The 24,424-nt window shown below is 43.4% G+C and carries 21 protein-coding genes; 11 read left to right on the top strand and 10 right to left on the bottom strand.

All coding sequences use genetic code 11. The features are described from left to right. Positions 1-6: 6 nt before the first annotated feature. Genes D1814_RS00230 through D1814_RS00240 form a run of 3 tightly spaced genes read right to left on the bottom strand, consistent with a single transcriptional unit; the run spans position 7 to position 4,000 of the window. Positions 7-2,223 (bottom strand): GumC family protein, encoded by a 2,217-nt coding sequence (locus tag D1814_RS00230; RefSeq protein WP_118489579.1) that lies wholly within the window; start codon positions 2,221-2,223, stop codon positions 7-9. 26 nt (positions 2,224-2,249) lie between these two features. Next, positions 2,250-2,735 (bottom strand): polysaccharide biosynthesis/export family protein, encoded by a 486-nt coding sequence (locus tag D1814_RS00235; RefSeq protein ID WP_162889845.1) that lies wholly within the window; start codon positions 2,733-2,735, stop codon positions 2,250-2,252. A 59-nt stretch (positions 2,736-2,794) separates the two neighbouring features. Continuing rightward, complete coding sequence (locus tag D1814_RS00240) at positions 2,795-4,000, bottom strand: outer membrane beta-barrel protein (RefSeq protein ID WP_118489580.1); 1,206 nt, start codon at positions 3,998-4,000, stop codon at positions 2,795-2,797. Positions 4,001-4,668: 668 nt separating this feature from the next. On the opposite strand from D1814_RS00240, the gene D1814_RS00245 reads away from it, so the two are divergent. Both D1814_RS00245 and D1814_RS00250 read left to right on the top strand, forming a co-directional pair. Next, positions 4,669-6,123 carry an undecaprenyl-phosphate glucose phosphotransferase gene (locus D1814_RS00245; protein WP_118489581.1) on the top strand — a complete coding sequence of 485 codons (1,455 nt, stop codon included), beginning with the start codon at positions 4,669-4,671 and terminating at the stop codon, positions 6,121-6,123. 77 nt (positions 6,124-6,200) lie between these two features. Continuing rightward, complete coding sequence (locus D1814_RS00250; RefSeq protein WP_118489582.1) at positions 6,201-8,108, top strand: acyltransferase family protein; 1,908 nt, start codon at positions 6,201-6,203, stop codon at positions 8,106-8,108. A gap of 141 nt (positions 8,109-8,249) precedes the next feature. On the opposite strand, the gene D1814_RS19480 is transcribed toward D1814_RS00250, so the two are convergent. Continuing rightward, the gene (locus D1814_RS19480) at positions 8,250-8,456 is read right to left on the bottom strand and encodes a hypothetical protein (RefSeq protein WP_118489583.1); all 207 of its coding nucleotides are present in this window, start codon (positions 8,454-8,456) and stop codon (positions 8,250-8,252) included. Positions 8,457-8,583: 127 nt separating this feature from the next. On the opposite strand from D1814_RS19480, the gene D1814_RS00260 reads away from it, so the two are divergent. Further along, positions 8,584-8,955 (top strand): glutathione S-transferase N-terminal domain-containing protein, encoded by a 372-nt coding sequence (locus D1814_RS00260; RefSeq protein WP_118489584.1) that lies wholly within the window; start codon positions 8,584-8,586, stop codon positions 8,953-8,955. Positions 8,956-9,104: 149 nt separating this feature from the next. Here D1814_RS00260 and rplT read toward each other — a convergent pair whose 3' ends face one another. From rplT to thrS, 4 genes are all read right to left on the bottom strand, one after another. Continuing rightward, positions 9,105-9,461, bottom strand: a complete 357-nt coding sequence (gene rplT / locus D1814_RS00265; protein ID WP_012518092.1) for a 50S ribosomal protein L20 — start codon at positions 9,459-9,461, stop codon at positions 9,105-9,107. A gap of 18 nt (positions 9,462-9,479) precedes the next feature. Further along, positions 9,480-9,677, bottom strand: a complete 198-nt coding sequence (gene rpmI / locus D1814_RS00270) for a 50S ribosomal protein L35 (protein ID WP_012518091.1) — start codon at positions 9,675-9,677, stop codon at positions 9,480-9,482. Positions 9,678-9,795: 118 nt separating this feature from the next. Further along, positions 9,796-10,335: a translation initiation factor IF-3 gene (gene infC, locus D1814_RS00275; protein ID WP_118489585.1), complete on the bottom strand. Its 540-nt coding sequence runs from the start codon at positions 10,333-10,335 to the stop codon at positions 9,796-9,798. Between the two features lie 112 nt (positions 10,336-10,447). Beyond that, positions 10,448-12,364, bottom strand: a complete 1,917-nt coding sequence (gene thrS, locus D1814_RS00280) for a threonine--tRNA ligase (RefSeq protein ID WP_118489586.1) — start codon at positions 12,362-12,364, stop codon at positions 10,448-10,450. Between the two features lie 458 nt (positions 12,365-12,822). On the opposite strand from thrS, the gene D1814_RS00285 reads away from it, so the two are divergent. The 3 genes from D1814_RS00285 to D1814_RS00295 all read left to right on the top strand — a co-directional run bounded on the left by D1814_RS00285 (position 12,823) and on the right by D1814_RS00295 (position 15,771). Next, complete coding sequence (locus D1814_RS00285) at positions 12,823-13,707, top strand: fructosamine kinase family protein (protein WP_118489587.1); 885 nt, start codon at positions 12,823-12,825, stop codon at positions 13,705-13,707. 61 nt (positions 13,708-13,768) lie between these two features. Then, on the top strand, positions 13,769-14,518 hold the full coding sequence (locus D1814_RS00290; RefSeq protein ID WP_118489588.1) for a pteridine reductase: 750 nt from the start codon (positions 13,769-13,771) through the stop codon (positions 14,516-14,518). Then, entirely contained in the window at positions 14,515-15,771 is a 1,257-nt protein-coding gene (locus D1814_RS00295) for a DUF3080 family protein (protein ID WP_118489589.1), read from the top strand. Before D1814_RS00290 ends, D1814_RS00295 begins: the two co-directional genes overlap by 4 nt. Positions 15,772-15,933: 162 nt before the next feature. Here the strand turns inward: D1814_RS00295 and D1814_RS00300 are convergent, their stop codons facing one another. Together D1814_RS00300 and D1814_RS00305 are read right to left on the bottom strand one after the other, a co-directional pair. After that, a complete protein-coding gene (locus tag D1814_RS00300; protein ID WP_232368938.1) occupies positions 15,934-17,355 on the bottom strand; it encodes a mechanosensitive ion channel family protein in 1,422 nt (473 codons plus the stop codon). 47 nt (positions 17,356-17,402) lie between these two features. Then, on the bottom strand, positions 17,403-18,029 hold the full coding sequence (locus tag D1814_RS00305) for a CPBP family intramembrane glutamic endopeptidase (RefSeq protein ID WP_118489590.1): 627 nt from the start codon (positions 18,027-18,029) through the stop codon (positions 17,403-17,405). Between the two features lie 425 nt (positions 18,030-18,454). Between D1814_RS00305 and D1814_RS00310 the strand changes: the two genes are divergently transcribed. From D1814_RS00310 to D1814_RS00330, 5 genes are all read left to right on the top strand, one after another. Further along, positions 18,455-19,288: a MurR/RpiR family transcriptional regulator gene (locus D1814_RS00310; RefSeq protein ID WP_118489591.1), complete on the top strand. Its 834-nt coding sequence runs from the start codon at positions 18,455-18,457 to the stop codon at positions 19,286-19,288. A 155-nt stretch (positions 19,289-19,443) separates the two neighbouring features. Beyond that, on the top strand, positions 19,444-20,007 hold the full coding sequence (locus D1814_RS00315) for a DUF924 family protein (RefSeq protein ID WP_118489592.1): 564 nt from the start codon (positions 19,444-19,446) through the stop codon (positions 20,005-20,007). A 280-nt stretch (positions 20,008-20,287) separates the two neighbouring features. After that, positions 20,288-21,571, top strand: a complete 1,284-nt coding sequence (locus D1814_RS00320; protein ID WP_118489593.1) for an amidase — start codon at positions 20,288-20,290, stop codon at positions 21,569-21,571. A gap of 214 nt (positions 21,572-21,785) precedes the next feature. Further along, positions 21,786-23,363 (top strand): gamma-glutamyltransferase family protein, encoded by a 1,578-nt coding sequence (locus tag D1814_RS00325; RefSeq protein WP_118489594.1) that lies wholly within the window; start codon positions 21,786-21,788, stop codon positions 23,361-23,363. A 239-nt stretch (positions 23,364-23,602) separates the two neighbouring features. After that, the gene (locus D1814_RS00330) at positions 23,603-24,421 is read left to right on the top strand and encodes a sulfite exporter TauE/SafE family protein (RefSeq protein WP_118489595.1); all 819 of its coding nucleotides are present in this window, start codon (positions 23,603-23,605) and stop codon (positions 24,419-24,421) included. The last annotated feature ends 3 nt before the right edge of the window (positions 24,422-24,424 follow it).

Genomic DNA, 24,424 nt, shown 5'->3' on the forward strand with positions numbered 1-24,424 from the left:
ATGCTGTTAGCTGTTTTTATGACTGGTATACCCATATTGGTCATAAAACCCAGCGTACCTTTGTGCTGCTCCTGATTTGCGTAAGTCTACTTGATTTAGTACTACACCATCAAGGCGATGGCCTACTTGTAAGAAGCGAGACAACCCATTATTAATAAGCTTTTCACTGGTACTGTCGGCACGCACAACGTAAATTACCGAGTCACAAGAGTTCGCAATTAGCATAGAATCGCTTACCGCTTGAGTAGGTGCAGTATCAATTACAACATACTTATACTGTGTTTTTAACAGCGCTATAAGCTCGTTGAAACCTTTATCCGACAATAATTCCTGCGGGTTAGAAGGTATAGTACCTGCTGATAAGATGTCGATATTCGACTCTTCATCTCTAACCAAGCACTCATCTAATGTATGAGACTTTAAGATAAGGTTTGCTACGCCCGGCTGATAGTTCGGAATATTAAATTGTTTACCTACACTAGGGCGACGTAAGTCGGCATCGATAAGTATCGTTTTATCTAGCTGGCCTAAGGCGAATGCCAAGTTTATAGAAACCGTCGTTTTACCTTCTTTAGGTACACTTGAGGTTACCATTATGGCTTGTTGCTCTTTGTCTAGATTCAATAGCGACAAGCTAGTACGCAATGTGCGAACAGACTCGGCAAACTGATGTTTTTTGCCGTCGAAGAATGAACGAACGGGCAAATCAGTCTTTTTCTTGTGTGGTAGCCAAGGAATAAGGCCCAACATACGTTGACCAAGCTTGCGCTCTACATCTTCCACCGAGCGTATACCGCTATTAAGCGTTTCCATCGCAATAGCTAGGAACACACCAAAGCCAACACTGAATACGAAAGCTGCGCCAATTAACAATTTCTTGTTTGGTTTTGAAGGCGCGTAATTTGGAAGCGCTTCATCCAATACTCTGGCGTTTGCAGATTCAAACCCACCTAGCTCGTCTGTTTCTTTTAAACGTGTGAAAAATGAATTGTATAGCTGCTGATTAATATCAACTTCGCGCTGAAGGGCTTTGCGCTGATTATCCAATCCAGACAAGTCGCGGAATTCAGCTTTCGCACGAGACACTTCTCGTTCTAATTGCGCTACCCTATCTTCAGATACTTCGTATTGCGTTGTAATACTTCTAATAAGGTCGCGTATTTGACCGTTCAGTGTTTCCCTAATTGATGAAAGCTCGGCATTTGCTGCAATCATACGCGGGTGTTTCGGGCCGTATACATTGCTAAGCTCACTTACTCGCGTCATCGCCTTAGCTTCATCGCGGCGTACGTCTCTAATAGTCGGGTGGTTCAGCACTTCAGGCAGGCGTGCAATGTCATCCAATGAAACATCATTACGCGTTTGCTTGTAAATAACCGCGTTTAATTTAAGCGCCGTTTGCGCATCTAATAACTGCTTACTTAGCTGCTCTAGTTCTTCAGACGCTAAACCTACTACACCGTCAATGTTTACTACTTGGTTTTCTTCGTAGAACTTCGCTAAATTACGTTCTGCAACATCTAGCTTTTGCTTCAAACCTTCTAAGCTTTCTGTAAGAAAAGACGTCGCTTTTGCTGTCATATCCAACTTAGCTTGAAGGTAGTTTTCGATGTACACGTCAGCAACAGCGTTGGCTAATTCAGCCGACAGTCGCGGAGATTCAGTAGTAACGGTAATACGCATTACTTGCGTGTTATCAACCATCTCTACTGACAATGCTCTCATTAATAACGACGTTGCTTTACGCTTTTTACCCGCTAAAATTTGCTCTTCGGTAAGCTCTTTTGGGTCTTCTTGCGGCAAAAATGGCAGTGCTTCCAAAAGCTTCGCTTTAAGCCCGTCTACCAGGCCTGGCTCTTCTTTGGCTGGCATAAACTCTTCATTATTCCATAATGACAAGCTTTCCACCGTACGCTCTGCAATTTGACGCGACTGTAATATTTCAAACTGAGTTTGCATGTAGTCTTTACGCTTGGTATCTAAGCCATAGACTTCTTCAATTGAAACAACATTTGCTTTGTCTGCTTCAACCAATATAGTGGTGGTAGAAGTATACATAGGCGTCATGCGCATTACCAAAAGCGCCACAAGTATTGTGAACGCAATTGCTAGCGAAATAATACGAAATGCGTAACGCTTTATAATTCCTAAATAGTGAGCAATGTCGATGGTTTCATTTTCAAACACACCGGCGTTTAACTCTTCCCTGCTATTTACTGCCATTTTTATTCCTGAACGCTACGTATAATTTAGAAGAAACGCTGATTAATGGTGATAATGTCACCAGGTTGGATCATGTCGCTAACCGTTACAGTGAACTCGTTAGTTCTGCCGTCTTTTTCGCGAATGATGGTAATTTTGTCTCGCGCTGCGCGTTCGGTATACCCGCCTGCTAACGCGGCCGCTTTGTTTACTGACAACCCTGGTTGATAAGCATAACCGCCAGGGCGCTTAACTTCGCCATCAATAAAGAACGGGCGATATTCCACGATAGCTACAGAAACAGATGGGTTAACAAGGTAGTCACCTAGTAAACCGTCGTATATAAGCTGCTCTACTTGTGCTGCAGTTAAACCTACAAGCTTTATTTCACCAAGAAATGGATAGTTGATAGTACCAACATCTGGCAGGCGAACTTCCATTGAAAGGTCTTCTTGCCCAAAAACGCTTATTTGAATTCTATCGCCAGAGCCCAACTGATATTGGCTCATACTTAAATTGCCCTCTTGGGCCATTACTTGTAACGAGCCAAAAAGTAAGAATATTAATGAAAATAAGCTAACCGCTTTTTGCTTCACAGTGTTACCTCTACTGTTACACCAATTTCGCTTTTGTCGTAGCCGATAGTATCTCTGTTACTATCTCTATCTGTGTACTGATAAAACGTGCTGAATTTTAACCATCTACGTGCTTGATAATTTAGCGCTGCAGAGTAGTTCATCAATTCGTCATCCCTATTAACAATATCTATTTCATTGAATACATATTCGTCATTTTGCTGCGTAACACTAAAAGACGTGCTGACTCTCTCTAACCAATCATGGTTCCATCGCACACTATAATTTTGACCTCGAATGAAGTCACCTTCTCCGTTGGTTTCAAATGTATCTGCACTGGTAGAAATTCTTACAGTTGAATAGCTTACAGGTTGCCAATCAATACCCACTTCCCAGTCGGTACCATAGAAAGTACCACGTGCTTCGTTGTCAAAGTCTTTCTCTTTATAGCCTACCTTCGCGAAGCCGGTAGTTGCCGCTGTACTCTCCCAAACAACACCTACAAGTATGCGAGTTTCATCATTGTCGCGAGTAACTAAATCAAGCTGTTCGTCATATTTAATGAAAGTCTTGGTTACATCCAAAACCATGCTCGTCGCAGAACCAATCTGATAACCAAATTCAGCACCAACCATGTTTTTCGCGCGGTCGCGAATGATATAAGCATCTTCGGTTCTATCGTAATCTAGGGTTTGACGACGAGCTTTTAACGTTATCATACCGTCAGTAGTAGCCGCACCGTAGCTATATTCAGCTGATAGGTTGGTGCTTTTGTAAGTATCCGGAGTGGTGATCTCCAAGCCTGAACCAATTGAAAAACCGGTTCCTCGATCTTCATGACCATCTTCATATTGAGCAAGGGCACTTACGCGATGACGGCTGTTCAACTCGAAATCGCCCGATGCTTCTACAAAATGATCGGTGTAATCGTCGTTATCGCTTGAGAAATAAACGCCTCGTTCTAATCTGTAACCCACCTGAATAGGATTTCCATCGACCTCTGTTGCAGCAATCAACTCTGGTGAAAGAATCGCTCTCCAACTATAGATTTTACTTTGGTTATCCCGTGCATTTGCAACGTTATCAACATAGGCCATCGATGAAGTAAATGATGGTATTAAATCGAATTGCCCAGCTTGAATTCGACCGGCCTCTTGGGCATATAGTGTCGGAGTGGCGCAAATAACCGACATTGCTATGATGCTTTTGGTCCTTTTAAACATGTTTTTTCCTTCCTTCGATGACCTATCTATAATGACAAACTATAAACTGTAACTTCGTTTCGGTTTCACACATTGCACAAGCAAATAATTCTATAAAGAGAAAAATTGCATCTTTTACAACTTTTGGTGTTTTTTTACCGATTTTCCTAAACTATATCTTACCGTGAGCAATAGACGTGCCGATTTTGCGGGATCGTGCTTTGATGTGTAAGAAGTTGGTTCGTTCACATCTAAGTTAAACTCTCTCACTTACTAACACATCAGCCAAAGCAAAAGTATTTCCTAAAGTACCTAGGTATTGTTTCAGCTATATGTCGTCACGCTATTCTGCTTAGTATGCTATCGTATTTATATAACTAATGGAAAGTGCGTGGGCGTCATTCTACTCTTTCTGCACCAAATTAGTACGAAATAAAGTCGCTTGCTGTAATAAAATTACAATAACGGTCCAATATTGTTACAATGGCAAACGATGAATCTAAAATAACTAAGTTAATTACGTATAGTTGAGTGAGTGGCAGAGGTGACTACACCACCAGGCATGACTCTTGCTTAGATTTAGACAAATGTATTAGCTGTTTTTACTGTTTACGTAATATTTGGATCAAGTTAGTAAGATAACCAATCCATTCACGGCGGCCTTCACTTTTCACCTAGAGATTACCTAAATGGACAATAGAGTAGATTCTAACAAAGCGATTAAAGCTCATCCGGTTGAACCCAACACCAACGGTGGTTTAGTTGTTAGAAACCAAAGTGGTTTTTCTACTGTTTACAGACTTATTGACCTTTCCCTTGTCACTATTCTTTATTATTCATCTGCTGCGTATTACGGAAACCAGATAGACACTACAAGCCTTATCCTTTTATTTGTTAATGTAATTTGCTTTCAAATTTCGGCAGAAGGCGTAGAGCTCTATCGGTCTTGGCGTGGGCATGGAACCCAAGAGATGCTTAGAGCAGCGGCTATCACTTGGGCATTGAGTATTTTGGGTACTATGACGATGGGGTATTTCTTTGTTCAAGAAATTAAGACCCCACCGCCTGCAATTTTATTATGGTTCGCATCGTCATTTGTTGTGTTGATAATGTGGCGATTTGTAATGCGTAAATTTTTGTTTCGCATTCGTAAAAGTGGCCTTAACTCTCGTCGTTCAATCATTATTGGCGCAACTCAACTTGGCGCAAATGTCGCACTTCAGATACAGCAAAATGAGCATTTGGGTATTAAGTTCAATGGCTTATTTGACGATAGAGAAGCAGAAAGACTGCCTCACGAAATGCAAGGCGCGGTGCTTGGAAATATAGAAGCCGCGATAGAAATGGCAAAGCGCAATGAAGTTGATTACATTTACATTGCCCTTCCTATGAGTGCAGAAAACCGGATTCGCAGCATACTAGAGCAGTGTAGTGATACTACGGCAAACGTTTATGTTATTCCGAACTTCTTCATGTACAACCTACTAAACGCTCGCTGGCAGACGGTAGGTAACGTCCAGGCGCTAAGTGTTTACGACACACCGTTCCAAGGTGCAAGCGACGTACTTAAGCGTTTTGAAGATGTAGTTTTAAGTTCGTTAATTCTTATGCTGATTTCTATACCCATGTTGGCGATTGCAGCAGCTGTTAAACTTACGTCTAAAGGGCCCGTAATTTTTAAACAAAAGCGTTACGGATTAGATGGTAAACAAATTACAGTGTACAAGTTCCGGTCTATGACTACGCAAGATAATGGTGCAGTTGTAAAACAAGCCACTAAAAATGACGCGCGCTTAACTAAGATTGGTGGTTTCTTAAGAAGAACCTCTTTAGATGAACTTCCGCAGTTTATTAATGTTCTGCAAGGCCGTATGTCGATTGTAGGCCCTCGCCCTCACGCTGTGGCGCACAACGAGGAATATCGTAAGATCATTACAGGCTACATGTTACGCCACAAGGTTAAACCAGGAATTACAGGCTGGGCACAAGTGAATGGCCTGCGTGGTGAAACTGAAACCACTAACAAAATGGTTCAGCGCGTAGAATATGATTTAGATTACATACACCGCTGGTCTATTTGGTTTGATATCAAAATAGTATTTATGACTGTTTTCAATGGTTTCATTAATAAGAACGCCTATTAAGTAATAGTTTTTATGGGCATACCATAATAAATAGGCGCATTCCTGTATGTTAAAAAAGTAGTGACGTTGAAAGTAGTATGAAATTTAGAAGAGATATTAATGGTCTTAGGGCTATAGCTGTAATTTCTGTCGTCTTATTCCACTTTAATGAATCTTGGATGCCGGGTGGATTTGCTGGCGTCGACGTATTCTTTGTCATTTCAGGCTTTTTAATGACAAGTATATTGTTTAGTTCCATGGAAAAAAGTGGCTTTTCTATTGTCCGTTTCTATTTAGCTAGGGCAAATAGAATAATTCCCGCTTTAGCCGTTTTATGTATTTGCTTAATGACTGTCGGTTTATTTTTCCTTCCCCCTTTGGAATATAAAGCTTTAGCTAAACATAGTGCAGCAAGTATTAGCTTCCTTTCAAATTTTGTATATTGGACGGAGTCTGGCTACTTCGATGTAGATTCTCACAGAAAATGGTTACTTCATACATGGTCACTTTCTGTAGAGTGGCAGTTTTATCTAATTTACCCAGTTTTGCTTTTAGCATTACGCTCGGTATTTAGTGTTTCTAATTCAAAAAAAGCTATTCTTGCATTAACAGTTATAGGCTTTGCTATAAGCGCCATTGCATCTTCTCGATGGCCAGATTCATCTTATTTCTTAATTCATACAAGAGCGTGGGAGATGCTGTTTGGCGGTTTAGCTTACTTATATCCGCTTCAGCTCGCTGAGCGTCATAAACGGCTAACGGAATATATTGGTATTCTATTGATACTGGTGTCTTACGTCTTCATTACATCGTCTAATGCATGGCCAGGATATTTATCACTTCTCCCCGTACTCGGCTCTTATTTGATCATACAAGCTTATAGGACAAATAGTCTTTCAACAGGTAATGTAGCTTTCCAGTATATAGGGAAATGGTCCTATTCTATCTACCTATGGCATTGGCCTATTGTGGTAGCAATTAGTTACTTTAAGTTAGGGGTTGAGTACACATTATTTGGCTTAGTTTTAACATTAATCTTAGGTTTTTTAAGTTATCGATTTATAGAAAGCTTTAAATTTACTTCAGCGCTTAAGTCTATATCTGATCTATTAAATAAAAAGATAACTTATATAACCCTGATTCCACTACTGGCCACATCTTTCATCTACTTTAATACTAATTTGGTATTTGGACTTCCAGAAAACATATTCAAGAATACTCTTGTGAATAAAGATACTGAAGGTAATGGAGTATATACCTGGGAACTTCATAAACGCCTTAATGGTGACGAGTTTGTGAAGGACGGTCGTAAAAAAGTACTTGTTATTGGTGACTCTCAGGCAGGCGACTTTATTAACATGTTATCTGAAACTGAAAGTTTTGAAGAAATTGACTTAGTCAGTCGAATAATATACTCACGTTGTAGAAGCGTTTATTTAAATAATCCTTCTTTAGACAAGATGTTCTCTTCTCTGTCAAAAGAATTGTCAGGAAAGCAAGTTTCCGAATGCAAGACTGCGCTAACGAGTTTGCAGACGGATGAAACAATTAGGAAGGCAGATACGATAGTTTTAGCTATGCACTGGCACAATGACTTCATTTCGTACCTCTTAGATTCGATTAAGCAAATAAAAGAGCTTAACGAAACGGTTAATATACTTGTTATCAGTGGAAAATCATTCGCAACGGAAGTACCGTTGATGTTATTCAACTCTTATGAGTCAGAAAAAGAGTTGTCTAGCATAGCTTATGCGCACATTCCTACTTCGTCTGACTACAACTATGAACTGCAACATAAACAGCTCTTCGCAAACCAGTCGACGCTAGGATACGACTATATAAACCTATTCGACTTCTTCTGTAACCAAAGTCAGTGCCAAGTTGCTGATCAGGATTCAAATGTATATTTCTACGACAAAAATCATCTAACGAGATTAGGGGTTAAGAGGCTAGGTGAAAAGCTTGAACAGAGTAAGTTTATTAAGCAATTAACCACAGTAAATTAATTCTTCACAAAGGATATCCAACTCTTTTGGTATCAGCCAACTATTCCATGGCTACTATCAGTAGCGAAAGGGCTCAGGAAAAATCCCTCTAGAGCTTATAGAGGTGCAGTCGGGCGCGTAGAGAAAAAGTAAGAGAGAGCGCTATACGCTAACGAAATAAATATAAGCAGAGCTTTGGCTCTGCTTTTTTGTACTTGGGGATATAAAGGCTCTATTACCTACAACAATCGAAACCACAATAGCAGGTTGTCCATTCGAGGTAAGGAAACCTCTTAATAGGCCTGACGAGCGTTGCTTGTTGGAAATCGCGCTATCGGCAAGGTTAATTGTTGAATTATTGGTATGCATTGTTGCTACTTACTTTATTGCTATGCTTTTACATCAGGAGCTTATTCGCAATTCCTTCATATAAGATCCTATATAAAATTTTTGCTATACTGCGCCGCTGTATTTCTTAACCTTAAAAGTCATAAAATTGAGCTTATTCATTTCCCTAATTCGCAACGCACTTGGCGGTGTTATCGCCTTGCTTGATTTAATTACTCGTGGCAGAAAACTTAAACGATTGCCACAAGAACAACAGCAGGTTGAAAAAGCCGTACAAGAATTAACACTTTATCAATTTTTTGCATGCCCTTTTTGTATTAAAACACGCCGCGCTATGTATAAAATGAATTTGCCTATTCGTAAGCGCAGCGTATCGAGTGGGTCACCGTATCGTAATGAATTGGCGCAAGGCGGAGGAAAAGTGAAAGCCCCTTGCTTACGCATACAAACTGCTGAAAAGGATATTTGGTTGTACGAGTCTTCAGAAATTATTAAGTATTTGCAGCAACGCTTTCAGTAAGTTATTTATGTTAGCTGCTTAAAGGCTTGCAAAGCCAGCGAGAAGGTAAGTACCACGAATAGAGTGATTTATCTAAACCCCAGAAACGAAAAAAGGCGAGCATCCTGCTCGCCTTTTTCCGAAAGAACTTAAACTTAATTAGTTAATAATTAAGCTAATGCGCCTTTAGCCGCTTCGACTAGTGCGCTGAAAGCTGCTTTGTCATGTACTGCGATGTCGGCAAGGATCTTACGATCGATTTCAACAGACGCTTTCTTCAAACCGTTAATGAAACGGCTGTATGACATACCATTTTGACGAGCAGCAGCATTGATACGTGCAATCCATAGTTGACGGAATTGACGCTTGCGCTGACGACGGTCACGGTAAGCATATTGACCAGCTTTAGTTACAGCTTGTACCGCTACGCGATATACACGTGAACGTGCGCCGTAATAACCTTTTGCCTGCTTGAGGACTTTTTTGTGACGAGCACGTGCGATAGTGCCGCGTTTTACTCTAGCCATTAATCAGTCTCCTAAGTCTTATACGTAAGGCAACATGCGCTGAACCAATTTGGTATCAGAGTCATGAACCAGTTTTTTGCCACGAAGGTGACGTTTACGCTTAGAGCTCTTCTTAGTCAGAATGTGACGTAAGTGAGACTGTTTGCTTTTAAAGCGGCCAGAACCCGTTTTCTTGAAACGTTTGGCGGCACCGCTTACAGTTTTCATTTTAGGCATTGCTAAAACTCCGCATTGTTTAATATCGGTATTTTTCGTGTTGCAGTCACTTCATACCGGCTAATGTTTAGCAGCAAGGTGTTTAAGGGTGCAGATTCCTTAAAACTTTAGACCGTTACTACTTCTTATTTGGGGCTAGCACCATGATCATCTGACGGCCTTCCACACGACGTGGGAAAGACTCGCATGTAGCGATCTCTTCTAAATCCGTTTTAACGCGGTTTAGCAAATCGATACCGATGTCTTGGTGCGCCATTTCACGACCGCGGAAGCGGATCGTAACTTTGGCTTTGTCACCACCTTCAAGAAAGCGACGCAGGTTGCGCAGTTTTACCTGGTAATCGCCTTCATCAGTGCCAGGGCGAAATTTAATCTCCTTGACCTGAATTTGCTTCTGTTTTTTCTTCTGCTCTTTTTGAGCTTTACTTTTTTCGAAGAGGAATTTGCCATAGTCCATAACTTTACAGACTGGCGGCTCGGCATTCGGACTGATTTCTACTAGATCTAGGCTCGCTTCTTCAGCGGCACGCGTAGCATCTGCTAGCGAAACCACACCAACCTGTTCACCGTCTTTGCCAATTAATCTTACTTCTCTGGCTTTAATCTCATCGTTAATGCGGGCTTTGTCGCCCTGAGCCTTGTTGTTAGCGCCTTTAATGTGCTATTCCTCCAAACATTTAATTCTTTTGTCTGCTTCTGGGGTGGTCGATTGACCTAAAGTAAAACCAAAAGCAGACACCTTACTTGTGTATTATACACAAATTGCTCAACTATTTAATTGTCTTTTCTACAACTTCTTGTTGAGCCATGGCAATAAAGTCTTCCAGGCTCATTTTGCCTAGGTCGTCGCCGCGACGAGAGCGCACTGCTACTTCGCCCGCTTCCATTTCTTTATCGCCCACAACTAGCATATATGGAATACGCTTAAGTGTGTGCTCGCGGATTTTAAAGCCGATCTTCTCATTACGCAAGTCAGACTTTGCTCTAAACCCTAAATCTTGCAGTTTTTTTACACAATTTGATGCGTAATCAGCTTGTTTGTCAGTAATGTTCATTACTACAACCTGCTGAGGTGCTAACCAAAGTGGGAAGAAACCTGCAAATTCTTCGGTCAAAATACCAATGAAGCGTTCTAGTGAACCCAAAATAGCGCGGTGAATCATTACCGGTACTTTGCGCTCGCCATCTTCTGCCACATAGGTAGAGCCTAAACGACCTGGCATTGAGAAATCTAGCTGTACGGTTCCGCACTGCCATGCACGGTCTAAGCAATCGTGCAGGGTAAATTCAATCTTCGGACCGTAAAACGCACCTTCGCCTGGCTGATAATCGAACTCGATATCGTTAGCTTTAAGTGCTTCCGCAAGCGCAGCTTCAGATTTATCCCAAATCTCGTCAGCACCTACACGCTTTTCAGGGCGAGTAGACAACTTAACTTTGATATCTTCAAAACCAAACGCCGCGTATGTCTCATACACCATCTTAATACAGTCACTTACCTCTTGAAGGATCTGTTCTTCTGTACAAAAAATATGAGCGTCGTCTTGTGTAAAGCCACGAACACGCATTAGACCGTGAAGTGCACCCGATGGTTCGTTACGGTGACAGCAGCCAAACTCCGCCATTTTAAGCGGTAGGTCGCGGTACGATTTCAAACCTTGGTTGAAAATTTGAACATGGCCAGGGCAGTTCATCGGCTTAACCGCATATTCACGCTTTTCAGATTCAGTGGTGAACATGTTTTCAGCGTACTTGTCCCAGTGCCCCGATTTTTCCCAAAGCGTACGGTCCATCATTAATGGGCCTTTTACTTCATCGTAGCCATATTCGCGAAGCTTTTTGCGTACGAAGCTTTCAAGCTCGGTATAAATTGACCAACCATCGTTGTGCCAAAACACCATACCTGGCGCTTCTTCTTGCCAATGGAATAAGTTAAGTGCTTTACCAATTTTACGGTGGTCACGCTTTTCCGCTTCTTCTAAGCGTTGTAGGTAAGACTTAAGCTGCTTCTTGTCAGCCCACGCTGTACCATAAATGCGCTGAAGCATTTTGTTGTCGCTGTCGCCACGCCAGTAAGCGCCTGCCACTTTCATTAGTTTAAAGTGATGACAGAACTTCATGTTAGGCACGTGAGGACCACGACACATGTCTGTGTATTCTTCGTGGTGATAAAGTGCTGGGCGGTCGTCCTTGCTGATGTTCTCATCAAGAATTTCCATTTTGTAGCTTTCGCCGCGTGCTTCGAATGCATCGCGTGCTTCCTGCCAGCTCACTTTGTTTTTAACCACGTTGTAGTTGGTTTTAGCCAGTTCAAGCATGCGCTTTTCTAATTTGGCTAAATCTTCCTGGGTTAGGCTTTCTTCCATATCAACGTCGTAATAAAAACCGTTGTCGATAACTGGGCCGATAGCCATTTTGGTGTTAGGCCAAAGTTGTTTGATAGCGTGACCTAACAAGTGCGCGCAACTGTGACGTAGAATTTCTAAACCTTCATCGTCTTTTGCAGTGATAATTTGAAGTTGTGCGTCCGCGTCAATCATATCAACGGCGTCAACTAGCTCACCGTTTACTTTCCCTGCAATGGTTGCTTTGGCTAAACCAGGGCCAATGTCGTTTGCAACATCTAGTACAGAAACAGCGTTATCGAAAGCGCGTTGGCTTCCATCAGGAAGGGTAATTACAGGCATTTTAATTCCTTTACAGTGGTGACGCCTACTCTGCGCCACATGCATAGTTTTGAAAATTTAATCGTGCTTCTTAGCACTCGAAACTCGCTTTATTTTTATCGAAGCTTGTTTTATGTAAAACGACGCTTGTTTAACTTCAAAGAGCCTAAACAAAGCATCTGCTAGCTTTCACTTGTTAAAGCAAGGGGTGGATTATAACTAGTGTATGGTCAACTTCAATATTGAAAAGCCTTTATTCGCTAACTTTATTAGCTAATTAACGCGGCTTTGTTATTCAAAAAGCAACATTTCGAGAGAGGAATTTATGCATTTCACTATTTTTAACCCATACTTTAGTTGAAGGCGATAACGGTGGATAAGCTAACCACTTATATGCACTTTACACGGCATGAGGCCAATAATTGCAGAACACCCTTTCCGCATTGAGCTTAAGCATTAAACCAAGCAGAGTGTGTAATATGTGGCATTTTATTAGCGAGCATATTTCAGATGAGACCCAGCAATTTTTCAGCTGCCAGAAAGCCGAGCGTGTAAGCGGCGGCGATACTCACGAAAGCTTTATCATAAAAGATGAAGCCCATAGGTACTTTGTCAAAACAAGGCGCTACGACGACACACAGCAACTTTCACATGAAGCTGAAGGGCTTACTGCTATTGCCAACACAAACACTATTTCTACTCCGCAAGTAATTTGCCACGGTATTACCGCTAACGAGTCGCCCAATATGGAATATTTAGTACTTTCTCATATTCGGTTCGTTGAACCTGCCGCAGGCGATTATTTTAAGCTAGGCCAACAGCTTGCTGCGCTGCATAGCGTTAACGCCTACACCAGCTATGGGTGGCCCCACGACAACTATATTGGCGCCAGCGTGCAAACCAACGGACGCATGGCATCCTGGGCTGACTTTTTTGCCGAGAAACGCATTGGCAGTATGTTAGAACGCTTGGCGTCAAATGGCTTGTGGTCAAAACAACACGGTGATATTGAGAATATCGTTAGGAAAGTAAAGCATCTATTAAGCTTACATCAACCCCACCCTTCGCTGCTTCACGGCGATTTATGGGCGGGTAATGCCGGCTTTAATAAAAAGGGCCCTGTTTTGTTCGACCCAGCAGTGTATGTTGGCGACGGCGAAACCGACCTAGCTATGGCTGAGCTGTTTGGTGGCTTTCCCGACACCTTCTTTGATGGCTACCACCAGCACACGCCAATTGAAGAAAATTACACTTTAAGAAAACCAATTTATCAGCTTTACCATATTTTAAATCACGGGTTATTATTCGGTTCGCATTATATTGCGCAAGCCGAACAAATATTAGAAGACATCTATAGGCATTAAGGCTAAACGGCACTCAGCCTCATTGCCGCCACACGATTTAAAATAGAGAGTAGCGTTTATTATGACAAATCAAGGCCCTGTAGCACTTATAACCGGGGCAGCGAAACGTATAGGCGCCGCTATGGCGTGTAAGCTTCATAGCGAAGGCTATCGCGTTATTATTCACTACGGGCATTCCAAAGACGATGCCTTTGCGCTAGCTGAAAAATTAAATAGTCAGCGTGTTGATTCTGCCACCTGCCTACAAGCTAACCTTTGTAACTCAAACGAGGTAAACGCATTAGGCCAGCGTGCCTTAAATGTGTGGGGCCAGCTAGATGTGTTAGTTAACAATGCTTCAAGCTTTTACCCTACGCCAGTGGGCGATATTTCAGAAGGTGACTGGGATTCTTTAGTAGGTAGCAATGTAAAAGGGCCGCTGTTTTTGTCACAAGCGCTGGCGCCAGCTTTAGAAGCGACCAAGGGCTGTATTATTAATTTAGTAGATATGCACATAGACCGCCCCCTCCCTAAACACAGCGTTTACTTAATTGCTAAATCGGGCCTTGCTTCGCTTACCCAATCACTAGCTATAGATTTAGCCCCTAAAGTACGAGTTAACGGTATCGCCCCTGGCGCCATTTTGTGGCCAGAACGGGAAATGGATAATGCAGAAAAAGATAAACTGCTATCAAGCATTCCATTGGGCGAACTAGGTACGCCTGAAGATATTGCGAATACTCTGTCGTTTTTAGTGTCGGCGCCCTATATTACTGGGCAAATCATTTATGTTGACGGTGGCCGCGGCCTTCATACGGGTGCATCAGCATGAAAGCTTTACGCGGTGGATTCATGAACCTCTGCCGCGTTGGCATCGTCAGCGCGGGCTTAGTTACCTTGTTCGGTTGCCTTGGAGGCAGTACGGTAAAGCAAAGCATTGAAGATTATGCAGAACGACTTTCTAGAGTACTGGAAACTCCCCTCCCCGAAACTTTCAACGACAAGATCACTACCCCGCTTCCTAGGCTCGCTGATTCGGCAACGCTAAAACACACCATAGAGGGCGTTAGCATTAACTTGCGCGAGTTTTACGCGCTGCAAGATTGTGAGTTAGGTACCGTGGTTGCCGAGCGCAATACTTCATTAGGAAAAAGTCAGCTGCCGTCCCAAAGGTTAGCTTACGAAAGCAAGCTACTAAACGTTTTGAAAAGCTGTGAAGCAGCACTCGCGAAAGAAGACGGTGCTAACCAAAGTGAAAGTAAAAGCGCTGGTGAGAACGCGAACAGTAGCAGTCGGGCACTGGCTGCAACTATTGCATCGTGGAGAGAACAAAAGTCACGAGATTACAGCAAAACCTGGGCGAACCTTATTCAAGGAAGTCAGGAATTACGATTGGCCCTGAATACACCTGAACGCTTGCTTTCCGTTGAAAATAATAAAGATGCCCTTTCAAGTGTTAATGCGCTGTTTTATTTGAGCAGCTTAAACAATGTGCCATTTTCTTCTGACGAGCCGACTTCACTACGCGGCTCTAAAACTGGATTAGAGAATGAAAAAAGCGTTAGCAATAGTTCTGGTGACGAGGGCCGAAGGGTTACCGGCAACAAAAATGTTAGCAGTGAAAGTTCAGCTAACAGCAAGGGCTCTATTGACAGCAGCGTGTTAGAACAACAACTTCAAATAATACGTTCAGCCCGTTTACCCGCTACGCTTTGGCACACACAGCAAACGTTAACGCAAAACCTTTCAATACTTACGAATATGCTAACCAGTGAACTTGATGCTGTAAGTTGCCCGGATGGCCGCGCTAGTGATAAAGCAAAAATACTGCGCAATGTGTTCTATTTATTTTTTATAGAGGAAATACAGCCTGTAGGTAGCTTGGTCAACCAATACCATTACAAGCTAGCACCGTTATGGAAAGACTGGCTTGCACAGCCATCATTACATGAAGAGTTCAAACGCTATATTAGACTGCAAACCGAAGATGGCTTCGACGAATACAGTCACGCTATGAAAGCTCATGTAAATTTATGGCAAGGCTTTCTTGGCAGGTGTAACTTATCGCCCGTAGCGCCAGTTTAATTTAGATATAGCGTTTTAAAACCTGAAGCAGAAATTCGCTTGAAGCATTTGTAATAAGATGTCGCTGTAATTTCACGTGCTAACTTATTGGCAACTGAAGCTACAGTTGCCGATAAGTTTGTTTATATCAGCTAGCCTTTTAACGTTTTACCATAGCGCACGCTAAAGAATATTTTCACCTGCTTCCGGGTCTCTCGACTTGCGAGCCTGCTCTCTTATTTCATGGGCTTCTGAAGATACGTCATCTTTAACTGGCGTTCGCTGTTTGCGATTTCTTTTTTGAACATCACTTGCGTGATCATTCGCATCTTTTCGCTTATTACTTTGTTCTGAAGCATCGCCTGACTCAACGGTATAATCACCAGCTGGACTGTGACCCAGCGGGTTCTTATTTTTAAACTGAGGCTTGTTGTGGCTCTTCATATTGGCAGCGCTTTCAGTGTTTTTAGCTCGACCACTTTCGTCACTTGCATGGTCATCTTCGTCTCCATGACCGGATTCGTGCCCGCCCGAGAACCCAGCAGACACGCTTTTTTGACTTTCTGGGCTGCCTTCTGAGCTTGTTTCGTGGCTTTGCGAGCCCGCCGATTCACTTTGCTCAACACTAAGGTGCATGCCATCTGGAAATATGCGCTCTCGGGCATCATCAGGCATGCTGATGTTGGCGTCTAAGAACGCCTGCGTGATATTGCGCATTAGTACAGATGCCATTTTCAACACACTGGTTTTCTCTACATCCACCCAAAAATACACCTTCACGTTATATGTTGACGAACCGAGTTCATCAATAAGAGTTTGCGGTTCAGGGTCGCTTAATACGTTATCTTGCTGCGCTATAACTTCTTGGGCAATTTGTTGTGCTTCTTGTATATCAGCGTCGTAGCCTACACCAATAACAAAGTGCCCTCGCATAAGAGGGTTAGCTGTTAGGTTCTTAATCACGCCTTTATAAATAGTCGCGTTAGGTATTTGTATATGGTTACCGTCGAAGTCCACCATTGTGGTTGCCCGTGCCGTCACTTTTTGGATAATGCCGGTGAAGTCATTAATTTGTACTATATCGCCTATTCGGAATGGGCGCTGAATAGTAAGCAAAAGGCTTGAAATAAAATTCTCTGCAATATCGCGAAACGCAAAACCAAGAATAAGCCCTACCACACCGGTCCCGCTCACCACGGCGATGGCAAACCCCGTTAGTCCAGCTAAAAACAGAAACAGATAAATACCAAGTAGTATTAAAACCAAGCTAACGCCCCGTTGAATTACCGAGCGCAGTAGCGGAGATGTGGTAGTTCGCGTTAACGGTTTAACTAAAACCTTTGCAATGTGCGGCGCCAAAAGAATAAAGGCCACCATAATGACTATGCCTAGTGCCAAACCAGGTAGACGATATACAAAGCTATCCCACAGCTGCGAAAGTAACGACTGAGCGCTAGACAAACTGTTAATACCGCCAGCCTCATCTTCTTGTTGCAACAGAGTTTGCACAACGCGGTTGCTCAAGGCTGAGCCACTTAAGAAGGAAAAATTCTCCAAGCATTTATCTGCAATGGGCGATAGCGAAGCTTGCAAAGCGCTGAACATAACCCTACTCCTTGGTGTTCATGTGTGGTTGTTATTAACGAAATTTGTTACGAAGCAATGACTAAATAAGATCCCAATCCAATGGTGAACAAGAAGCTTCCCCATATAGCATGCTCAATAACCACAACCGGTGTTGAGTTTGTTTGCATGTACCTGTATCCAAAGATGGCTCCGCCAATCCAAGAGACCACTACCGCAATCCAGTTACCGTATACCAAGTGGGCTAGGCCAAATAAAAAGGTACTTAGCGCCCATCTTGCGTATTTGGAAGGCAAAATACGTTTGTAACGATGAAAGAAATAGGTGCGAAAGATAATCTCTTGCGGGATAACCGACACTATGGGGTAAATCAGCAACGTAGCTACCCACATCCATGGCTGATTCATAGGCCAGTGTAAAAATAATTCGGGCTTTGAAAAATAAACCACAAGCGCAAGCAAACTCGCCCAAGGCAAAAAAAGCCTGAGCGTACTTTTAAAATGTATTCGATAGTCTTCCCAATGCCACAATTTAACGCGTTTAAATTGCTTATCTGCTAACAAAACAGCTAAACAGCAAAGCCCCATTACCCCTAAGATAGGCATGAGATAATCTGCAAAATGTTTAATCCAGTAGAGAACGGCAAAAGGAACTGCTACAAATAGCAAGATCAATTCAGACCACAGCTTTGCCACAACTCACCTCTTTCTTTAAAACATACTGAACTCGCTGAAGAACTTTCCAAATAGACGATGAGTCTGAAAAAACAGCGAAGCCAATAAAATAGTTACCAACCGATGACACTTTCGTGAATTTTTACCGTTAGTATGTATGAAAGTGTAGTGCCAAAGTGCCTGGCTTGAAGAAGTAATTAGATGCAACTTTAGCCCAATACGGCACGACGTTGTCGTAACCTTTTAATGACTATAGATTTTTTAAAGTTCGTTTCGATAAATGGAATTTGCAGCGCGGCAATTAATCACGTATTTGTTCATTATTGATGTGTTTATCTTATAAACCTTGGTGATTTTACGTGGAATTGTTTGGGTGATTTCACGTTGTGTTTGTATATCGAACAAAAGTCGTGAAATAATTGCACAAGATGTATAAGGCGATACCAATGACAAAAAATAGCCCTAGCGACGTTTTACAACAAATTGAAAAACACTATGCCGCGTTATCGCCTTCGGGCAAATCTATCGCGCATTACATCCAGCAAAACCCTATCGCCGTGCTTAGCCAGTCCACTTCTTTTATTGCAGAAAAAACCGGAACATCAAAAGCTACCGTAAGTAGGTTCTTTCGACAGTTGGGATTCGAGTCGCACCAGCAAGCAAAAGACGCATTAGTGCAACTTCGTGAGCAAGGCGTGCCTGTGGTAAGCCCTTCCAGCAGTGTTTTACAACACGAAAGTGATAGTAAAAATTTAGCCAATACATTTGAAGGCACATCGTCAGACGCATTAAGAGACATCGCGAAGCTGCTTGCCTCAGCCGGTCAAGTAACGTTAATTGGGTTTCGCAACGCTTATCCTATAGCCCTTCACTTTAGGCAACAGCTTAAACAAATTAGGGCGTCGGTTCGCGTACTACCCCAACCCGGGCAGACCCTTAGCGAAGATCTTATCGACCTCACTGAAAACGACCTAGTGGTACTTTTTGGCTTTCGCCGCAGGACCCGCCAGTTCAAGTTTGTACTAAACAGCATTAAACACTGCAAAACTGTGCTTATAACCGACCCTACAGGCCAAGGTTATCGCCACGATGTTGACCACCTTCTTGTAACCCACATTGGTAGTGACTCGCCTTTCGATAGCTACGCCGCCCCAATGAGCTTAGTCGCATCCCTTTGTAACCTTACCTACGACGAGTTAGGCAGTGAGGCAGCAGACCGTGTTGATGCTATAACTGATATCTATATTCAAATGGATGAACTAGAAAGCCCTAAGCGTTAACCCTTCCCACAGCATACTTTTTAAGCAATAATATATAAGCGGTCGTAGCACATAATTACGATTTCGCAAGCAAAAATGGAACTTTTTCGGTAAAAAGAAGGTATAAGTCTTAATGACTTTAATTTTACTGCAGTAAGCGTGTAGTTGAGGTGAATATGGATAAAACGCAAGTAGTCATGGAAGAGGCTAACGGTATACTAGACTTTTGGTTTGGTGAACTGTCACCGGAACAATGGTTTAAAGAAGATATAGCACTGGATAAAACCATTGCTTCACGGTTTTCTGCTTTGCATACAGCAGCGGCGCGCGGCGAGCTGTGGCCTTGGCGCGCTACGGCAACGGGTCGACTTGCCGAAATCATTCTTCTTGATCAGTTCTCCCGAAATATTTATCGCAATCAACCAGATGCATTTAGTGCCGACAGCATCGCGCTGGTATTAGCGCAGGAAGCGGTAAGCGTAGAAGCTGATAAAATGCTCACGCCTTGGCAGCGGGCGTTTCTTTATATGCCCTTTATGCACAGTGAGTCGCTAGCTATTCACGATGTCGCGATGGAGCTGTTCTCGCAAGAAGGGCTTGAGCGGGAATATACTTTTGAAAAGCGCCATCAAGAAATCATTGAAAGGTTTGGTCGCTATCCTCATCGAAATGCGGTGTTAGGGCGAGAGTCTACAGCCGAAGAAATTGCCTTTTTGAAAGAGAACCCTCAGGGCTTTTAACTCCTCATTACCTGCGTTGCGTTTAGCCCCAAGCTATTTATACCCGTCGCCCTAGACAAAGAAAACGAAGAGAAAGCGCCGAAAAATTTCATAACCCGGTAAACGTGCTAAACCGCGGCGCTCTGTTTTTTTCTCTTGATCACGTCTTTCTTTATTCTCTTTCGTTAATTTTTGCCTATTCAAATTAAAAGCAACGATCGTTTCTCTTGACTTTATAGTGAAACAGTTGTTTCATGAAGGAAAGACTAATAAAGAAACAATAACGAATAAGTAACGCGCTGTGAGCTCTCCTTTTGTACTGAAGCCCTGTGATGCAAAGTTCACACAGGCAATTAAAAATCTAGAAGCAACGTTCAATGGCATTAGTAACGGTGAAGACGAGACATCTTCTTCAGTTAACGTGGCATGTCAAGGGGTGGCCGACGGTACAACAAAAGCGCGTAACGCAGCAAAACCGCTTAGCGGTTTAGGGCTTGCAGTAAAAGACTTATTTGATGTTGAAGGCTTACCAACAGCGGCGGGCAATCCTGATTGGTTGGCAACGCATTCTGTACCCAAAAGCACGAATAGCTGTGTAGCGAACATGCTTGAAGCAGGCGCCACGTTTAAAGGTAAAACCATTACCGATGAACTGGCCTACAGCTTACACGGGCAAAATAAACATTATGAAACCCTTGTAAACCCGGTAGCTCCAGCTCACATACCTGGCGGTTCTTCGTCGGGCTCTGCGGTTGCCGTTAGCGCACACCTTGCCGATATCGGCCTTGGCACTGATACAGGTGGCTCTATACGCGTACCGTCAAGCTACCAAGGATTGTGGGGGCTTCGCACCACACACGGCGTCGTCGCTTGCGACAATATGGTAGCACTTGCACCTTCGTTTGATACCGTGGGATGGATGACAAGGGATTTAGATACACTGGCGAAAGTGGCCGATGTTTGTCTAGAGAGCGCTACGCAAACCGACATACCCAACGAACCTCGTTTAGGTATAGCAACGCATTTGTTTGAGCAAACTGCTCACAAATCGCTGTGTAAAACCTGGCTTAAAGCACTTGAAGACAATAATAATTGTATTGCGCTGCCAGAAGCACGGCTTAATTTAAACACGTTACAAACTGCCGCTACATTTCGCACTTTACAAGGCAACGAAATTTGGCAGCAGCATGGCGAATGGATTGAAAACACTCAACCCGATATCGCTAACGATATTATGGTGCGCTTGGATTGGTGTAAAACCATAACCACACAAGATGTAGAACAAGCTAAAGCGCAACAAACCGTGGTAATAAATCATCTAAATACGCTATTTGAAGAAGTAGACGTTTTGGTTGTTCCCACAACACCCGGCGTAGCTCCTCGATGTGACGCCGACGATACGACTCTGGCAAATGATAGAAACGCTCTGCTGGCATTTACTGCGGTAGCCGGGCTTGCGGGTTTACCCCAGCTTCATTTACCGTTGTTTACCCTACACAAAGCTCCATGCGGTTTATCGCTTGTGGGCAAAAAAGGCAACGATCTTGCACTTCTCGCGTTAGCTAAAACGCTAACCAATCGCTAAACGTGTAAAGCGCGTCAGGCTTTATTTAAGTAAGGGTTAAAGCGCACTTGAATAAAGCACTAAGCGCCCTATCGCATTCAAGTTGATAGCAGTAAGCGCAAGTGCGACCAAAACGTACGTCTTTTTGCCTTGCTTTTGTTTGGCTGTTGCTTAATACAGGCCAATTAAGGCTGAACAAGACAGCGTGGTTGCTGATTTTTTGAAGGAAATAATTATGAGTGAAAAACCCAATATTGCGTTTACAGCCCCTCACTTTGCAGCATCACAGGTGGGCTTAAACATACTAGAAAAAGGCGGCACTGCTATTGAAGCTATGGTTGCTGCTGCGGCCTCTATCGCGGTTGAATACCCGCATATGAACGGCATGGGCGGTGACGGGTTTTGGCTCATCAGTGAACCGGGCAAAAAGCCAGTAGGTATCGATGCATCAGGCGTGGCAGCAAAAGGCGCAACGCCTGCATTTTACGAAGGTAGCGATGCTATACCTAGCCGAGGCGGAAAGTCTGCATTAACCATGGCTGGCGCAGTTGCCGGTTGGAAAGCTGCGCTTGAAATAAGCCACAAATGGCAAAGCGGTTTACCGTTAAGTACATTGTTCGATACGGCGATAAGCCAAGCTAATTGGGGGATTGAAGTTACCCAAAGTTTAGTGGATGCCAGCAACAAAACTTTCGACGAGCTAAGCTTGGATGAAAATTTCGCGCAGTTTTTGATTAAGGGCAAGGCGCTTAAAAAAGGTAAAATTTTAAAACTGACAAAGCTTTCAGAAACCTTAAAGCATCTGGCAGACAAAGGGCTTGATGATTTTTATCACGGTGAGTTAGCGGCAAAACTCGCTGAAGACCTTGAAGCGGCGGGTTCCCCTATTCGTCTTGAGGATTTCAACAATTATAAAGCGACGATTGTTGAGCCATTGTCAGTGTCTACCAGCAAAGGCAAGCTTTATAACCTGCCTGCACCCACACAAGGTGTAGCTTCGCTTATTATCTTGGCGCTGTATGACAAAGTTCAGCACTTAGGCAGTACCGATGCCGACATGGTGCATTTACTTATTGAGTGCACCAAACAAGCTTTCATTGCGCGCAATGCTAATGTAACCGACCCGTCGCGTACACCGGTTAATTTACAAAGTCTGTTAAGTGACGACGCGCTAGATGAAATGGCAAAAAATATATCACTAGATAAAGCGTTGCCGTGGCCTCACGAAGCCAAGCACGGCGATACCATATGGATGGGATGCTGCGATTCAGAAGGGCGCATGGTGAGCTACATTCAGTCGCTTTATTGGGAATTTGGCTCGGGCATAGTTAGCCCTCAAACCGGTATTGTGTGGAATAACCGTGGCACGTCGTTCTCGCTAGACCCAAACAGTAATCAATATTTGGCGCCTGGCTTAAAGCCGTTCCATACGTTAAACCCTGCGTTTGCCGAGCTTATCGACGGACGCCGAATGAGTTACGGCACCATGGGTGGTGAGGGTCAACCTCAAACCCAAGCCGCGTTATTTGCCCGCCATATTTACCATGGACAGCCTATCGACAAAGCGATTTCTCTTGGCCGTTGGTTACTTGGCAGAACCTGGGGCGATCAAAGCCACAACTTAAAAGCAGAGCGCGATTTAGTTGAGTATGTGGGCGAAAGCTTACTGGCCCGGGGGCACGATATGGTTACGGTAGACCCTTGCAACGAACTTATGGGCCACGCGGGTGCCATTATTCGCGGCACAGAGGGCTCTGTAAGCGGTGCAAGTGACCCAAGAAGTGATGGTAAAGCTTACTTCGGTCATGCTTAGGTTTGTTTTTACAACTAGGGGCAGCGCAGCCGATGCATTAACCAGCGTGCACAATTTAACTTGTGTCGTTTAACGCTCATCAAACTAAGGGCGTTGCCTAAACCGCGTTGCTTTGACCGCGTAGCCTAAACCTCGTTGCTTTGACCGTGTTAATTGGAATGCGTCTGTAAAGGCGCATCCGTAACAGTTCAGCGCATACAAAATATTTAAATAATAATTGTTAAAGAGATAGAAATCACATGCAGTTTTTAATGGATAACCTCACGGTTATATTATCGCTCGCGGGAACGGGCGTATTTGCTGGCATACTGGCCGGTATGCTTGGCGTAGGTGGCGGCATTGTTATTGTGCCAGTCCTGTTTTTCTTATTCCAAGCTTTAGGCGTGTCGCCTGAAAGCGCAATGGTAATAGCCACGGCGACATCGCTTGCGACTATTGTTCCTACTTCAGTTAGCTCTATTCGCGCTCATCACAGTAAAGGCAATGTCGACTTCGCTTTGCTTAAAGCCTGGGCGGTATTCATTTTAGTTGGAGTACTTGCGGGAAGCTATGCAGTTACAGTAGTTAACCCTACGTTCCTTACTTTACTGTTTGGCACCATCGCCACCTTATCGGCGATTAACATGCTTATTGGCAAAAAAGACGCGCTATTTAGAGGGCTACCAGGTCGTGCAGGTCAGTCAGTAATGGCAACGTGTATTGGTTTATTTAGCTCTATGGTAGGTATTGGCGGCGGTACGCTAACCGTGCCTACACTTACCTTTTGTAATTACCCTGCGCACAAAGCTGTGGGGACTGCGGCGGCGGTAGGCCTAATCATTTCGCTACCCGCGGCACTTACGCTGTTATTCGTAGGAACTACACCTGCTGACGCCCCCTTCGCAACATACGGCTATGTAAACTTATTAGGTTTTGCCTGCATTGTTCCGCTAACGGTCTTGTTTGCTCCTGTCGGCGCAACCATTGCCAACAAGCTAGACGCAGGTTTACTTAAGAAAATCTTCGCTGTTGTTCTCATCATCACTGGCTTGCGCATGCTAGCGCAAGTGCTTATCTAGGAG

The sequence above is a fragment of the Alteromonas sp. BL110 genome (assembly GCF_003443615.1).
GTDB lineage: Bacteria > Pseudomonadota > Gammaproteobacteria > Enterobacterales > Alteromonadaceae > Alteromonas.

Bases quoted from the DNA above. Each gene is read 5' to 3' on its own strand.
- D1814_RS00250 (WP_118489582.1), top strand. From the start codon at position 6,201: ATGAAATTTAGAAGAGATATTAATGGTCTTAGGGCTATAGCTGTAATT.
- D1814_RS00290 (WP_118489588.1), top strand. From the start codon at position 13,769: ATGACAAATCAAGGCCCTGTAGCACTTATAACCGGGGCAGCGAAACGT.
- D1814_RS00310 (WP_118489591.1), top strand. From the start codon at position 18,455: ATGACAAAAAATAGCCCTAGCGACGTTTTACAACAAATTGAAAAACAC.
- D1814_RS00285 (WP_118489587.1), top strand. From the start codon at position 12,823: ATGTGGCATTTTATTAGCGAGCATATTTCAGATGAGACCCAGCAATTT.
- D1814_RS00315 (WP_118489592.1), top strand. From the start codon at position 19,444: ATGGATAAAACGCAAGTAGTCATGGAAGAGGCTAACGGTATACTAGAC.
- thrS (WP_118489586.1), bottom strand. From the start codon at position 12,364: ATGCCTGTAATTACCCTTCCTGATGGAAGCCAACGCGCTTTCGATAAC.
- D1814_RS00325 (WP_118489594.1), top strand. From the start codon at position 21,786: ATGAGTGAAAAACCCAATATTGCGTTTACAGCCCCTCACTTTGCAGCA.
- D1814_RS00240 (WP_118489580.1), bottom strand. From the start codon at position 4,000: ATGTTTAAAAGGACCAAAAGCATCATAGCAATGTCGGTTATTTGCGCC.
- D1814_RS00230 (WP_118489579.1), bottom strand. From the start codon at position 2,223: ATGGCAGTAAATAGCAGGGAAGAGTTAAACGCCGGTGTGTTTGAAAAT.
- D1814_RS00245 (WP_118489581.1), top strand. From the start codon at position 4,669: ATGGACAATAGAGTAGATTCTAACAAAGCGATTAAAGCTCATCCGGTT.
- rplT (WP_012518092.1), bottom strand. From the start codon at position 9,461: ATGGCTAGAGTAAAACGCGGCACTATCGCACGTGCTCGTCACAAAAAA.
- D1814_RS19480 (WP_118489583.1), bottom strand. From the start codon at position 8,456: ATGCATACCAATAATTCAACAATTAACCTTGCCGATAGCGCGATTTCC.
- D1814_RS00235 (WP_162889845.1), bottom strand. From the start codon at position 2,735: ATGGCCCAAGAGGGCAATTTAAGTATGAGCCAATATCAGTTGGGCTCT.
- D1814_RS00300 (WP_232368938.1), bottom strand. From the start codon at position 17,355: ATGTTCAGCGCTTTGCAAGCTTCGCTATCGCCCATTGCAGATAAATGC.
- rpmI (WP_012518091.1), bottom strand. From the start codon at position 9,677: ATGCCTAAAATGAAAACTGTAAGCGGTGCCGCCAAACGTTTCAAGAAA.
- D1814_RS00295 (WP_118489589.1), top strand. From the start codon at position 14,515: ATGAAAGCTTTACGCGGTGGATTCATGAACCTCTGCCGCGTTGGCATC.
- D1814_RS00330 (WP_118489595.1), top strand. From the start codon at position 23,603: ATGCAGTTTTTAATGGATAACCTCACGGTTATATTATCGCTCGCGGGA.